Below are 14,690 nucleotides of genomic sequence, written 5' to 3'. Positions count from 1 at the left end.
GTTATCCATTATTAGTTTTAGACTTTGATAAAATAAATTGTGCGATGCCTACCATGGTCAATGAAAGCAACAGCATCACAGTTGCTAGAGCGTTTACTTCTGGAGAAACTCCCACCTTAACCATTGAATATATTTTTACCGGAAGAATCTCAAATTGCGGCCCACTTACAAAGGAGCTGACAATGACATCATCTAACGATAAGGTAAATGCTAATAACCATCCTGCAGCTATACTAGGTTTGGCAATTGGAACGATCACTTTAGTGAGAGTTTGCCACTCAGATGCACCTAAATCTTTTGCGGCATCAATAACTTGTTTGTCAAAACCATTAAGCCTGGCCGATACAGACAGCACCACAAAAGGTAAACAAAAAGTAATATGGGCAAGCAACAAAGACCAAAAGCCTAACTCAATACCTATTAGTATGAATAAGCATAGTAAAGAAACCGCTAAAATAATATCTGGTGAACTCATCACAATTAATAGTAAGCCGTTTAAGATCCCTTTGCCTTTAAAACGAAAACGAAATAAAGCCACAGCGATCATAGTGCCAATTAATGTGGTGGCAGTTGCAGCAATCAAGCCGATGCTCAAACTATTAAAGGCGGCATCCATCAAAGAGTGGTTATTAATGAGTTTTTCGTACCAGTCAAAGGTAAAGCCTTTCCATTGCAGACCAAATCTATGTTGGTTAAAAGAGTTCGCAATTAATACAGCGATTGGCAAGTATAAAAATAAGAACAAAATAAACAAAAATAGAGCACGAGAAGCTTTAGCCATTGTCCAGCTCCTTATTACGACGATTTAGCTGAACAAAATAAACCCAAAGTAACAGCCCCATAATGACAGTAAGAGCGGTACTGAAGGCGCTTCCAAAAGGCCAATCTCGGACAATCATGATTTGGTCGCGGATGACATTACCTACCAATAAATTCTTAGAACCACCGAGTAAATCTGAAAGGTAGAACATTCCCATCGCTGGTAAAAACACCATTAAGGTGCCGGCGATGATCCCTGGCATAGTGAGTGGCAACATAATTTTGGTGAAATAGTGAAAATTGTTTGCCCCTAAGTCTTTCGCGGCATCTTTTAAACTGTTCGGCAGTTTTTCAATAGCAGAATATAAAGGCAGAATCATAAAGGGCAATAAAATATACACTAGACCAAAGATCACGGCAGCTTCGGTGTACATAAATTTAATAGGTTTATCGATCAGCCCCAGATTGAGCATAAGCCAATTCAAAACACCGTTAGTACCTAAAATGATTTTAATGGCGTAGGTTCTGATCAACGAATTGGTCCAAAAAGGAACGATAATCATAAACAGCAATAATGCCCTACCGATAGGGCCAAAACTGGAGATGATCCAAGCCGTTGGGTAGCCGATGATTAAGCATAAAATAGTGGCAATGCCAGCCATGAACAAAGAGTGCATTAAGATCTCTAAATACATAGGATCTAACAGTCTTTGATAACTTAAGATATTCCACTCAAGGCTGATTAAATTACTTGGATCGCGGCTAAGAAAACTGGCTAAAACGACCATTGCATTGGGTATTAATACAAAAATGATTAACCAACCAAATGCAAGTGTTAATGAAAACCACTTAAAAGCCTGACTAGTTTTCATAAGGCAGCACTACCTCCCAGCTAGGCACCCAAGTTACCGCTACTTTTTGACCAATTGAATGGTCGGTATCAGGATCATCTTCATCAAAAAACTCAGAAACAAGGATGGTTTGTCCATTTTCAGTTTCAACGACTGAATCTAAAGTCATGCCCTTATAAGTGCGTTCAAGAACATGGCCAATGATCAATGATGAGTCTTCTGATTCTTTTAATTCGGTAATGCGGATATCTTCTGGTCGCAATAAAATTTGCACAGGCTGTTCAGGTTGTAATTCTATGTCGCTGTGAATAGGGAAGGTTTTGCCATTGATATTAGCAAGGTATTCTCGTTGAGATACATGGCGGATCACCTGTGCTTTAAAGACGTTTGACTCACCAATGAATTCTGCAACAAACATATTCACAGGCGTCTCATAAATTTCTTTGGGGGAGCCTATTTGTTCAATGATACCGTCACGAAGTACCACAATGCGATCAGACATCGACAGTGCTTCTTCTTGGTCGTGGGTGACGAAAATAAAGGTAATGCCAAGCTTTCTTTGTAATTGCTTTAGTTCAGTCTGCATTTGTTTACGCAGCTTGTAATCGAGCGCACTTAACGATTCATCAAGCAGTAACACTTTAGGCTGATTGACGACTGCACGAGCGATAGCAACACGCTGTTGTTGACCACCAGAGAGTTGGTGGGGACGTTTATGCATATGCTCGCTTAATTTAACAATATTTAACGCTTCTTCAGCCCTTTGTTGAGCTTGGTTTTTATCGACTTTGGCGATGTTTAAGCCAAACATCACATTTTCTAACACGCTCATATGTGGGAACAGTGCGTAGTTCTGGAAAACCGTATTGACTCGACGCTGTTCTGCGGGAATAGAAGTAACATCTTTACCATCAAGAAAAATCTTACCGCTGGTTGCAGTTTCAAGCCCTGCAATAAGACGAAGAAGAGTGGTTTTACCGCAGCCAGAAGGACCAAGCAAGGTTAAAAATTCACCGTCATAAATGTTAAGTGATAAATTATCAATAATATTCTTTGACGAATAATTGATAGATAAATTGTCAACGGTGACAATCGCTTTAGCAGTATTATTAGGCATTTTTTACTCGGCTCTCCACCAAGGCTCAAAATTTAGGACGGCGCATTCTAGAGCCAGTGTAAAGTTAAATAAAGCTTTTTTTTAATAACAGTAGTTAATATAGCTACTAGTTAAATATAAGTACTAATTTTTGAACAAAAATATCTACACAAAACCATCAATTGCATGATAGTTAGAAGTTTTATGGTATAGTGTCAGCAAAATTTTAGCGAAAGGAAGAGTAACATTGCGCAGTGTGAAAGTTGGACAAATTACTTTGGCGGCGGGGATAGTATTCATGTTAATGATCCTTGCAATCATCTTTTTACTTCCCAGACCTAAGAGCACTGACAGTGAAGAACAATGGATTTTACCCTATCACACAGAGCAAATTCCTGATTTTCGCAGCATCACTGATGTTAATCATAAAAAGCAGGCCTTTTTTGGATTCCTAGCGCCTTTGGTGAATCGAGCGAATGCATTAGTTTTGCTTGATAGGCAGTTTGTTGAGCAAAAGATTGCTGAGTTTCAATCAGGTCAGACTATCACCGCAGTAGATATAAAACGATTAGCCACGATTGCTAAAGAGTATGACATTGACTTTGTGGAAGTCTCTGATTCGGTATTTGAGCAGCTCTTGTATCGAGTAGATGAGATCCCAATAGATATGTTCTTAATCCAAGCGGCGAATGAAACTGGCTGGGGTACCTCTCGCTTTGCCGTAGAAGGTAAAAATTATTTTGGTCAATGGTGTTTTTCTAGGGGATGTGGTTTAGTGCCAAGCTCACGAACCGCGGGTTTAGAGCATGAAGTCGCAAAATTTGCCACGGTTTTTGCCTCTGTGCAAAGCTACTTGAACAACTTGAATACGAACTCAGCTTATCGAGGCCTGAGAGCAATACGAGCCCAGCAAAGAGCCGCCGGTGTGGCGCTCAATACCTATGAGTTAATTCAGGGACTCATCCATTATTCGGAAAGAAAGCAAGCTTATATTGACGAATTAAGACAAATGTTGAAATACAATCAGAAGTTTATCGATGCAACCAAAGATCAAAATGTTAGCAACCCTGTTGCTGCCACTAATTAGCTTAACGACTGTTAACGCGACTGAAAATACTATCAAACTGGGTTATGAGGGGTTTTATAGCCACTTAAATGGTTTTAAAAAAGGGAATTACAAAAATATCGATTTGCGCTTTAATCTGGCAGGTGAAAAGCAATATCAGTGTAAAATCCAGCAGGGAAAAATTGTTACCGAGAAAAGTACTTATCCAATTGTATTGGCTAAAGATGGCGCCATTTTATTACCGTTTGATAAGCAATTAAAAACGGACAGAGCAGTTGTTGAACTGAGTGTTAATGAAGGCGATCAACAAAGCTGCCATCTTGGGGTTAGCATTGAAGCAAGCGTGCGTCGCGATAATGATTATGGAGCAATTTTATCAGAGCTAGACAGGGTATTTAGCGACTTTGCAGGTTTCCCTATGAAATACTTTAGACCTAAGTTATCCGGGTTAACTCTAGTGGCACAGGCCGACCTAAAGTGGCATGCAAGCAATGGTGAAATAATCAGCTTAAAAGCGACCCAAGCTCATCACTACTTTTTGCCAAAAGCCTTAATCGAGCAGGGCGGCCAATTAATCGGCCCGGTCGACAAAATACGCCCGGCGATGTAAGCCAAGGCAAAGCCTTGGAGAGCGCTTCGCTTCGAGAACGGCTTCGCCTCCGAGGACGCAGCTGCGCAGCTCGAGTAATAAATTATCGTATGTAAAAAAGGGGTTGCTTAAACTAAGTAACCCCTTTTAACTATTCTCGCTTCTCGCTTCTCGCTTCTCGCTTCTCGCTTAAGGTTGGAAATTCTGGACGATATCGATGCGCTGTAGATAAGAATGATCTCTTTGCTCAGCTTCTAATTCATCTAGATTGATGTGACCTGAGTTCTCTACGCTCATAAAGTCAAAAGCCGCCATATCAGCTTCTGCCGTGGCACCACTTGGTTTGGCATCTTTGTCTTGCACCAGTGACATAAAGTCAAACAGGTTGCGGTCGGCTAATTGGCTTGGCGCAACATTTTGAATCGCGGTGAAAATGGTTTCAATACGGCCCGGGAAGCGCTTATCCCACTCGTTTAGCATATTCTTAACCATTTTACGCTTAAGGTTTTCCTGGGAACCACAAAGGTTACACGGAATGATTGGGTATTGTCTGAAATCAGCAAACTCAATAATGTCTTTTTCACGGCAGTAGGTCAGCGGACGGATCACCACGTTAGCACCGTCATCAGATCTAAGCTTAGGTGGCATTGCCTTTAGCTTACCGCCGAAGAACATGTTTAAGAAGAAGGTCTCAACAATGTCGTCTCTGTGGTGGCCCAGTGCAATCTTAGTGGCGCCAATTTGCTGGGCAAAACCGTACAGGGTGCCGCGGCGTAGGCGAGAACATAAAGAACAAGTGGTCTTGCCCTCTGGGATCTTGTCTTTTACCACCGAGTAAGTGTCTTTTTCTAGGATGTGATACGGAATATCTAGGCTATCTAAATAGGCCGGTAACACATCTTCTGGGAAACCAGGCTGCTTTTGATCAAGGTTAACCGCCACAATTTCAAAATTAATCGGCGCACTTTTTTGCAGCATGGTCAGCACATCAAGCATGGTATAACTGTCTTTACCGCCCGACAGACACACCATTACGCGGTCGCCATCTTCAATCATATTGAAATCTTCAATGGCTTTACCCACCTCACGGCGTAGGCGTTTTTGTAATTTGTTTTGGCGTGTTTTCTGTTTTTTATCCAGTTCAGTTACAGCTTCAGTCATGACTCTACTCAATGGCTAATTTGGCGGCGGATTATAGCAAGCCAAAGCCGCCATTGCCTAGTGCTATCAATAACCTTGGTCACAGCTTCGACAAAAGATTGTAACTTTTGTCAAACTCGAGTACAGTTAACTGTCTATTTATACAGTTGTTTGGGTTTTACATATAACATGCTGCTTTATATTGCTGAGAAACCAAGTTTAGGGCGCGCCATCGCCACTGCGATTGGTGGTAAACAGTCTAAAAAAGAAGGCTATATTGAATTGGCCAATGGTGACTGCATTAGCTGGTGTGTCGGCCATTTACTCGAATTAGCCGAGCCCCATGTCTATGACGAAGCCCTAAAAAGCTGGCGACCAGATACCTTACCGATCGTTCCTAGGCAATGGCAGCTTAAACCCAAAAAGCAAACGTCTAAACAACTGACCATTCTTAAAAAGCTGATTAAAAAAGCCACTCAACTGGTGCATGCGGGCGATCCCGACAGGGAGGGGCAATTGCTGGTGGATCAGGTGATCCATTACGCAGGGGTATCTGGCGCTAAAGCCCAACAAACCCAGCGTTTACTGATCAGTGATTTAACCCCAGCTGCCGTTAAAAAGGCCTTAACCAAACAAGTACCTAACCGTGATTTTATTCCGTTATCCACCAGTGCCTTGGCCCGCAGTCGCGCCGATTGGTTGTACGGCATTAATTTAACTAGAGCCTATACCTTGTCCGGCCGTAAAGTGGGTTACCAAGGGGTATTATCGGTGGGCCGAGTGCAAACCCCAATTTTAGGTATGGTGTGTCGTCGCGACAATGAAATTAAGCACTTTCTCTCTAAACCTTTTTATGAGGTACTAGCCCATAACCAAACCGACACCCAGCAAGCTTTTACCTTGAAATGGCAACCCTCTGAAGCCTGCCAACCCTATATGGATGAAGAGGGCAGAGTGCTAGCCATGGGCCTTGCCGATAACGTAGTTAACCGCATTACTGGGCAAACGGGTACCATTACCGAGCTAGAACAAAAACTAAAAAAGCAAAAACCACCGCTGTTATACAGTCTGTCGGCCTTACAGATTGATTTGTCGAAGCGTTATGGCATGAGCGCCCAGCAAGTGCTGGATACCTGTCAGGCATTGTATGAACGCCATCAGTTACTGACTTACCCCCGCTCTGACAGTAAATATTTACCTAACGAGCAACATAAAGATGCTCCAGGAATTATTAACGCCATTGCAAGGGCCAACAGTGAATTTCAAACTTACGCCCAGCAGGCGGATCCTAAGGTGAAGTCAAAGGCGTTTAATTCTAAACATGTGGACGCCCACCACGCAATTGTGCCCACGGCCAAAACCCCTAACCTTGGTGGATTATCTAAAGCTGAACAGCAGGTGTATTTGCAGGTCGCTAGGCAGTATTTAGCCCAGTTTTATGCAGATTATGAATTTGATGAAACCAATGTTAAAGCCAACATCGCAGGCGGATTATTTAAGGCAAAAGCCAAAGTAGAAAGAGCACTAGGATTTAAAGTGCTTTTCCCCCGTAAAAATGAACCTAAAGGGGATGAAGAGCCCTTAGCTAAATTACCGCCATTAGTTAAGGGGCAAACCTTTCAATGCGTAAGGGGCGAGCGCATTGATAAAATGACGCAACCGCCTAAGCCCTATAGCGATGCCACTTTGCTAAGTGCAATGACCGGCATTAGTCGTTACGTTAACGATCCGCAAATTAAGAAAATTCTTAAAGAAACCGATGGTCTGGGCACTGAAGCCACCCGTGCCGGCATTATTGAGCTGTTATTTAAGCGTGGCTTTTTAACTCGCTCAGGTAAAACTATCAGTGCCACCCAGGTCGGCCAAGGCTTAATCGCTTCATTACCCGAGGTGGCTACCACCCCTGATATGACCGCCCTGTGGGAACAAAAACTTACCGGTATGAGTCAGCAGTCCTATAAATACCAAGACTTTATGGCCGAGTTAGAAGGGCAGTTACAACAACTGGTCGCGCAGGCCAACCAACATATTCCCACCTCATTGCAGGGAGTTAAGTCCGCCAAACCAGCCTTTAAAAAGCGCAGAAGACGGACGACTAAGAAGAAGGCTTGAATTTGAAATGGCTGCGTCACTACATGCCCCTTGACAACTGGGTGCAAGCTGCGTTTGCCACTGCTTACTATCTTACTATCTTACTATCTTACTATCTTACTATCTTACTATCTTACTATCTTACTATCTTACTATCTTACTATCTTACTATCTTACTATCTTACTATCTTACTATTGAATAAATGCTTGCTACGAATTGAGTTAGTAATGCCGTCAAAAGGGGATGAAACCAGCACTATGAAGCAGCTGTAGCGCAACACTAACAGGCCTTACTATGGATTTTTAAGTAGTTCAGATAGTTTCTTTTTACCGTTTATACTATGGATAACTACGCTACTTGCACCTTTATCGGCAGTCCACCAGGAACAATTTGCGTAAGACTCCTCAGTGAATATTTTCTTTAAGAATTCTTCTTCATCAGGAACAGTTAATGTGATTTTATTTCCTGGCATAGACTGAATCAAATAGTCCCCGCTTCCTATTTCGGTATAGCCACTTATTGCTAGAGTTTTGTTATTTGTAGTACAAAATAAAGAGTATTCATCAATTTTAGCCCTATCACCAACAGTTAAGTCTTTGATATACAGTTTTCCGGTAACCGTACCAATTTTATTTAAGGGTATATCCCACAAGACTTCAGCATTGGCTAAAGAGGCAATAAAAAAAACAATAGATGCAGCAAATCTCAAAAACATGATCTTATTCCTATAAAACACAACAGCTTATTGCGTTAAGGCTCGACAATGCCGAGCAAACATTAAATATTACAATTAATATGTCACTTAAAATCGATTAAATAAAGTACAAACGTTCCAGGAAGATCAGAAAACTGAAAATGATGTCAAATAAATACGAGTTGCAAATCTCTATGGGGATAGTTCGATTTTGGTAGTTGGAATGGAATATAAACGAGTGATTAGCTAAACAGGTAATCCTCTATAGAGGAGGTTACCTAGTTGGTTAATATAACGAACTCAGTGGGAACGGTAACAGTTAAAAGTCTTGTATTTTAATCGCTGGTTATATTCATTGGGCAAATAATCAGCCCCGTTTTTAGGGGCATCGGTAGGAGACCCGCTAGTTCACAAAGATGAGCTAGTGAGTTGCGAGTATGATAAAGTGTTGTTGCCAGTTTGTTAACGAGGGGTCTAGAGGCTGCTGGGTATGAGCTTGCCACTGCAGAATGCAGTTGAGCTCGCTGTCAATGGTGGTTGTAAATCGTCTTGCTCAAAGCATAACCGCGTAGTAATACCCCCCAGCAGCTAGGGCTTTAAAAAAGTTGCTGACACTTTTTCGGGGATTTATTAAGTAATTAATAAACTTAAAATGAAATCGGCTGCGAATGGATACTAATCAGGATAGATTATGCTTAAAAATATTAATAATAATATTACTCGAATGATTAATTTAATGAATTCAGGAGAATTTGTTGCCGCTGCAAAAATAGCAGATGACTTGATTGGGATGAATATTCAGGATCCACGCTTTTTACATGCGAGTGGTTATGCCTTTTTGCAAGCGGGAGCGCAAGCAAAAGCAATGGTGCAGTTGCACAAGTTTATCGCGTTAGTCCCCAAACAACATGCCATCATTAATATTGTCGCTGATTTGCGTTCAAAACTAGGTTACGCCGATGCCGTTAATTATTTTGAGCAGTCAATTAATCTTAGTCCAACAACCCCGCAATATTATTTTAATTATTCACTGCATTGCTATCGAGCCGAACACTTTTCAGCTGCGAAGCCACTGTTAATAAAAGCTTTGCAGCTGCAACCTGACTATATAAAAGTAATCAGTCAGTTGGTTAAAGTATGTATAAAGTTGGAGGAAACTAATGAGGCGCAGCATTACCTGCAAAAGCTGGCATCTTCCATCGTTGATAAAAACGCTGAATACTATAACTTGGCTGCCAATGTTTATGAATTGACTAAAGAGCATGCCAAGGCTGTAGATAATTACATATTGGCTTCGGCTGAGATGGTTGAACCCGCTGTATATGAAGGCATAATAATCAATTCAGTTCATGCAGGACAGATAGACACAGCATTAACTTGGTGCATGAGGGCAATAGAGGCGTTTCCTGAACTATTGCTCTTCTATGATTTATACACCAAGCTAGCAATTGAAGCCGGCATTGCAAACCCTCTCGCAGTGTTGAAAGAGGCAATGATAAAATTGGCTAGGGATGATTTTTATGCGTCCTTTATCACGATGAGTTTAAACCTAGGTGATATTGCTGCAGCAAAAGATGCATTGAAGCAGTTCAGCAAGGTCTATTCCTCTGGTTATCAGTTCATCATGAAGCGTTGTGAAGTAGAACAGTTTCTAGGCAACCATAATGAAGTTAAAACGTTATTGACGGCAGTGGAACCACAAAGTGATGCCTATTTCGAAGTCAAAGTGTTGACCGAACTGGCCCTGGGTAACTACCCTCAAGCTAAAAGTGACATCGAAAAGCTGATCAGTAACAATGAAGAAAACCAATACTATAAAGCACTGCTTTCAACCTGTAACAAGGTCGCAGACCCCATCTATTACGCTGACGCTTACCAACCTCAACATGTCGTAAAATGCAGTGATCTTTCGCACCGATTAGGGACTGATAATTTCGATGAATTTCAAAAGCAACTTATCGAGTCGGTTGATAAACTTCATGTGATGAAGCATCATCCGGCTAACCAATCAGGCCGAGGTGGTAGCCAAACACCAGGGCATTTGTTGGAAAGAAATGATATTCCAGCTATATCTAAACTGAAAGAATTACTAACGGTTGAAATTAACCATTTATTGACCGAGGTCGACTTTGAACGCTGGCCACACTTTTCAAAAAACAATCATACTGGCAAATTTAAATTTGTTACTTCCTGGTCAATGAAATTAAAAACCGGTGGCCATCACTTGGCTCATTGCCATTCAAAGGGATGGTTTAGTGGGGTTTACTACATTTCTATACCAGATGATATGAATGTAAATGATAACGAAGGTGGCATTTATTTTGGTAAGCCAAGCATTCAGGTTAAGGATGAAATTACGCCAGATCTAGTCATTAACCCGAAGGCGGGCGATCTAGTGATATTCCCATCAATGTACTGGCATGGCACAGTTCCATTTTCGAGCGAGCAAGACCGAATGGTGATAGCGTTCGATATTTTGCCTGTGGCGCTATAATAAAACCAATGGGGGCAGAGTCTGATCTATCCCCATATAAATACTCGAAAAAATAAGAAGGCAACATTCATGATGTTTGCAGATCAGAGCTATCGCTAAACAAAACTAACCTAGTCACATCATGAATGTACGCCCTATATTCAACAAAATCATTCCCATTATCACCCCCTAAAATGCACTCTAGAAGTAAAGGCGCTCTAGTCTCTACTATTGAAATCTTAGGATCTGGCTGAGTAGCGTCGGTAACCTAGGAATACCAGCATGAAAACGGACGATATTACTTGCTTTATCTATGAATTAGCTCATTTAACAAAGCCTGAAATCAATTAGTGTTGGAGGAGGAAGAGATCTTTTTATTGAATTTGTTTATTAGCTTGTTAGTGTGAACTTGGGTCTAAACCATAACGCCACTCATTTAGCTTACCAGCCGACGATTCAATCCCATATATGTCCATTATCTTTTCCATGTAATATAGCCCTTGATCCATTTCCTCTGAGTCCATGCTTTCAAGTTTTATTGCAGCAAACTTTAAAACGTTCCAAAACTCTTGTTCACTCAATCTGTTATCTTTTGAGGCTAGGAGTTCATCTATAACATTATTTATGATGCTCTCAGCCTCAACTCTAGTTTGCTCATCTGGCGCACCAGGGTAAAGTTCACTAAGATTTTCAACAAATTTCTTTTGGGACTTGAGGTTTACAAGCGCTTCTTTGATATCAATTCCGTTAGGTAGCAATCTGCTTTCTTCTTTATAAAACACTGAAATCATCAAGCAGGCTAGTAAAATTATTAAGATCTTCATCCGTTCACACTAATGCCAAGCTAACCGAGCGAGTGAAACGAGTCGGTTGCGGGCCTTGTTAAATGTTTACCCAATAATGGTGGGAGGCAAGTATATGGTAAATTCATTTACTGGCTCTATTAACACACTATAGGGCGTTTTTTGCTCGGCCTCTTTGACAATGCCAAGATTAGATAAAAGCTTGAAATTTGCTGATTTTAGCTTGGCCGGCTTAACCACTAACTCTTTATGCCACACTCGATATGTGCCTAGCTTATTATCTCTTCGATAATAAAACCCAGCTAGCGGATGAGTTAAATAAACCAATGCAGACTCTACGTCAGGGAAACCAGGGAATTCGAATAAATCAGATTCAGACTGAACTAAATCAACTGAAGCTTCAGCCCACTCGGATTCAGTTTGCATCTGATATTTATCGTACAAGCCATTAACTTCATTAAAAGTGCAGTCAAAGCTTACTTTTCCAGAATGCCAAGGGAGATTCCATAGGAGTCTTGGCACCACTAATGTCCAAGAATCTAGCGTAGTGCCTAGGAACCATACACAACGCTCACCAGTTTCACTATCGATAATATATATTCGGTAGTTTGTTTGACCCATTGTGAATTTCGGGAACGGAAATACTGCTGAGGTGAAGTCAACATCGATGAATGGAACAACCGATATAAGCCCCATCTCTTGCCCGTTGATTTCAACGGTGTCTAATTTAAACCGTTCAGGAAATATACCTTGAAACCTCTCAGAAGGGACAGCGTAAGTAATGATTGCGAAATGCTTCAAACCGCATAGAACATCTATGCCTTTGGGTTTAGGCCTTTCTATCAAATAATCTTTGAGCTTTCGTGATTCTTGCACTTTGCTTCCTTGAAATTTAACGCCCTGCATAGCCCATGTAGTCATTTTGTCACAGCTTGTTAGGTGCAAATTTATTGCGAAATCTTTTCATATGATGAAATACCTATGTACTCATCATATTCTGCCTTTTCTTGGGCTGTAGATAGTTTACTGCGATGTACGCGGATAGTATATCCACCTTGCACATGCCCATCTGTATTTATCATCCAGTCAAATACATCTTCAGATTCGAATCCTAAACGCTCACCAACTTGGTGCCATTTTTTTAATCCTGCTGGAACTTCAAAGAAAATACCCGAGAGGATATTTTCCTTCTCGTGATAATAAACATCCGTTAACCAAAGGTATAAAAATTGGTCCTTTCCAGATTTGTCTGAAAGCTCAGGATCTCGAAATCTGAGTTTGGCCATATAAGCGCCATTTCCTCTATTCTTAACCAGTTCTACGAACTGTGAGACAGAGTTAGCTGCCATCGAATGAGCTAGGTTAATTGCTGCATCTAAGTCGCTTATAGCTTTAAAATTTGGCTCAATGGATTCTCCAGCGGCTGATGTATTCATTACAAAAAATCCTAGCAGTATGATGATAATGTATTTCAAGGCACGATCCTTAAGCAGCTAACGCCAAGCTTTGTTAGGTTGTGATTGTTGGCCAATGAGACTTAAATACGTATTCAATATGAGTACACCTAAGACAAAACAACCACATATTGCCAGAGAGATTTTCACAATCTATAGCAATAATATCCCATGGAAGCTCTAAGTCCTCTGGCTCATCATTCTCAGCATCGATAGAGGTTAACTTGGCCCCTTTAAATACAGCCGTAAGCTGATTAGTCAGATCTGACCACGGTGCAATCGTTAGCTTTATCCCGCTTTCATCAAAACTGATCGATTTTACCCCATGCGTGCCGCATGACCGCAATAGTTCTAGTTCAATCTCTGTCGCCATTCTCTGAGTTCCAGTTGAACGTAACGCCTCAAGTAGAGGCGACAGCTTCGCTGGCGTCCAGCTGGCTTGACTTGTTAAGCGATTCTTTACGAATTACGACGGTGCCAGCAATAAAGTCATGTAACGCCCTACGTTTTTTGTTTGTGAGCATGACTATGAATTCACTCCATATCCATATATTCATTGCTATGCTTGCAATGTTGTACCAGCTAGGAGCACGCTCAATCATATACAAAGCTCGCTCTTGCCAGCCCATTGAAAAGTATTCTGCGTCTGTCATTCCCAATGCCACTGGTATTAGTGCAGCGGACATAACGAATGAAATTACTAACAACACAGAATAGCGAAGCATCGCTTCTTTATAGCCCACATCACTACCATCGACTTTGGCTATTTTTATTTTTAAAAGCAATTTGCCCGGTGTGCCTCCATACGTTTTCACAAGATAAACGTGAAACCAAAGGCCAATGATTAATCCAGGAACTAGCCAATATAATTGAAACAAACGAGATTGTTCGTTACCCCATAGTGACAAAGCCATTATTGGAAGAAAGACGATCACATCTATCCAATATGCTCCAAATCTTTTCCAAAATCCTGCGTAATCCATTATTTCTCCTTTTCGCTTAACAGCCTATTAAGCGGAAGCTCGATAATCTTCCGCGCAAAATTTAACTTACAAATAATATGTCATTTTAAGCTGTTGAAATAAAGTACAAATTTCTCACCAAGATAAGAAAAAATGAAAATCACGCTCTGAAAAAACGAGACCGTGGATGTAGGGTTTCCCTACATCCCTTGGCTACTTTCAATTAACTATAGCCACCCATTATCAATTAACTATAGCCACCCATTATTAATCAATAAGTTACAACACTAAGGATTGCTCTTCAATCAGGCATTACTTATGTTGAGGTTAGTCAGTGGCCATTGAGGGGGAAACTTGTGTTCGATTAGCTTGGTTTGTTTGCTTTAAGTGGTTATATGCACAAATTGACGCAGCATCAACCCACCGCGAATGCGGTGCACAGATTGAATAGATAACAGATATGCTTACTCGAAGAGTTGGCAACTTTGTTTGAAATGCTTTCGCCGCCTTTCTAAGTGCTCACAGTATTTATCATACTCTTGCAAGGTACCCACGGGGCCATGAAATACCTTACCAAAATCATTGACGATTTTTGCCCAATTCTCTGCTGGGATATTGAGCCGTTCAAGTATGACTTTACTGTTTTTACTTATAGCACCACGCTTGTCATCGCGAATGATTCTGCCCGTATCATCAACCAGTTGCAGATAA

Annotated in this window: 14 protein-coding genes and 1 pseudogene; 4 read left to right on the top strand and 11 right to left on the bottom strand. The window is 41.1% G+C overall.

Annotation, left to right across the window (positions count from 1 at the left end; translation table 11 throughout):
* Position 1: 1 nt before the first annotated feature.
* Genes potC through potA form a run of 3 tightly spaced genes read right to left on the bottom strand, consistent with a single transcriptional unit; the run spans position 2 to position 2,727 of the window.
* On the bottom strand, positions 2-781 hold the full coding sequence (gene potC, locus GFB48_RS10340; protein ID WP_163934961.1) for a spermidine/putrescine ABC transporter permease PotC: 780 nt from the start codon (positions 779-781) through the stop codon (positions 2-4).
* Complete coding sequence (gene potB, locus GFB48_RS10335; RefSeq protein WP_163934959.1) at positions 774-1,631, bottom strand: spermidine/putrescine ABC transporter permease PotB; 858 nt, start codon at positions 1,629-1,631, stop codon at positions 774-776. The genes potC and potB overlap by 8 nt, the downstream gene beginning before the upstream one ends.
* The gene (potA, locus tag GFB48_RS10330) at positions 1,621-2,727 is read right to left on the bottom strand and encodes a spermidine/putrescine ABC transporter ATP-binding protein PotA (protein ID WP_163934956.1); all 1,107 of its coding nucleotides are present in this window, start codon (positions 2,725-2,727) and stop codon (positions 1,621-1,623) included. The genes potB and potA overlap by 11 nt, the downstream gene beginning before the upstream one ends.
* Positions 2,728-2,962: 235 nt before the next feature.
* Between potA and GFB48_RS10325 the strand changes: the two genes are divergently transcribed.
* Together GFB48_RS10325 and GFB48_RS10320 are read left to right on the top strand one after the other, a co-directional pair.
* Entirely contained in the window at positions 2,963-3,793 is an 831-nt protein-coding gene (locus GFB48_RS10325; protein WP_240464859.1) for a glucosaminidase domain-containing protein, read from the top strand.
* Positions 3,762-4,382 (top strand): DUF2987 domain-containing protein, encoded by a 621-nt coding sequence (locus GFB48_RS10320; protein ID WP_163934950.1) that lies wholly within the window; start codon positions 3,762-3,764, stop codon positions 4,380-4,382. The genes GFB48_RS10325 and GFB48_RS10320 overlap by 32 nt, the downstream gene beginning before the upstream one ends.
* 168 nt (positions 4,383-4,550) lie before the next feature.
* Here GFB48_RS10320 and ttcA read toward each other — a convergent pair whose 3' ends face one another.
* A complete protein-coding gene (gene ttcA / locus GFB48_RS10315) occupies positions 4,551-5,522 on the bottom strand; it encodes a tRNA 2-thiocytidine(32) synthetase TtcA (RefSeq protein WP_163934947.1) in 972 nt (323 codons plus the stop codon).
* Positions 5,523-5,690: 168 nt separating this feature from the next.
* On the opposite strand from ttcA, the gene GFB48_RS10310 reads away from it, so the two are divergent.
* On the top strand, positions 5,691-7,613 hold the full coding sequence (locus GFB48_RS10310) for a DNA topoisomerase III (protein WP_163934943.1): 1,923 nt from the start codon (positions 5,691-5,693) through the stop codon (positions 7,611-7,613).
* A 272-nt stretch (positions 7,614-7,885) separates the two neighbouring features.
* On the opposite strand, the gene GFB48_RS10305 is transcribed toward GFB48_RS10310, so the two are convergent.
* Positions 7,886-8,308 (bottom strand): hypothetical protein, encoded by a 423-nt coding sequence (locus GFB48_RS10305; protein WP_163934940.1) that lies wholly within the window; start codon positions 8,306-8,308, stop codon positions 7,886-7,888.
* 670 nt (positions 8,309-8,978) lie between these two features.
* Here GFB48_RS10305 and GFB48_RS10300 point away from each other — a divergent pair.
* Positions 8,979-10,781: a putative 2OG-Fe(II) oxygenase gene (locus GFB48_RS10300; protein WP_163934936.1), complete on the top strand. Its 1,803-nt coding sequence runs from the start codon at positions 8,979-8,981 to the stop codon at positions 10,779-10,781.
* Between the two features lie 377 nt (positions 10,782-11,158).
* On the opposite strand, the gene GFB48_RS10295 is transcribed toward GFB48_RS10300, so the two are convergent.
* The 6 genes and pseudogenes from GFB48_RS10295 to GFB48_RS10270 form a co-directional block, all read right to left on the bottom strand.
* Positions 11,159-11,584 carry a DUF4844 domain-containing protein gene (locus tag GFB48_RS10295; RefSeq protein ID WP_163934934.1) on the bottom strand — a complete coding sequence of 142 codons (426 nt, stop codon included), beginning with the start codon at positions 11,582-11,584 and terminating at the stop codon, positions 11,159-11,161.
* Between the two features lie 66 nt (positions 11,585-11,650).
* Positions 11,651-12,439 carry a DUF2071 domain-containing protein gene (locus GFB48_RS10290; protein WP_163934932.1) on the bottom strand — a complete coding sequence of 263 codons (789 nt, stop codon included), beginning with the start codon at positions 12,437-12,439 and terminating at the stop codon, positions 11,651-11,653.
* Between the two features lie 71 nt (positions 12,440-12,510).
* A complete protein-coding gene (locus GFB48_RS10285) occupies positions 12,511-13,038 on the bottom strand; it encodes a DUF2314 domain-containing protein (protein ID WP_163934929.1) in 528 nt (175 codons plus the stop codon).
* A 34-nt stretch (positions 13,039-13,072) separates the two neighbouring features.
* Positions 13,073-13,390 (bottom strand): hypothetical protein, encoded by a 318-nt coding sequence (locus tag GFB48_RS10280; RefSeq protein ID WP_163934926.1) that lies wholly within the window; start codon positions 13,388-13,390, stop codon positions 13,073-13,075.
* 28 nt (positions 13,391-13,418) lie between these two features.
* Positions 13,419-14,000 carry an RDD family protein gene (locus GFB48_RS10275; protein ID WP_163934923.1) on the bottom strand — a complete coding sequence of 194 codons (582 nt, stop codon included), beginning with the start codon at positions 13,998-14,000 and terminating at the stop codon, positions 13,419-13,421.
* Positions 14,001-14,443: 443 nt separating this feature from the next.
* A pseudogene (locus tag GFB48_RS10270) lies at positions 14,444-14,690 on the bottom strand (transposase); the annotation flags it as partial.

Source organism: Paraferrimonas sp. SM1919, from assembly GCF_010993985.1.
Lineage (GTDB): Bacteria > Pseudomonadota > Gammaproteobacteria > Enterobacterales > Shewanellaceae > SM1919.
Note: the sequence above shows the minus strand (reverse complement) of the source record. Positions and strands in the feature narration are given on the sequence as shown.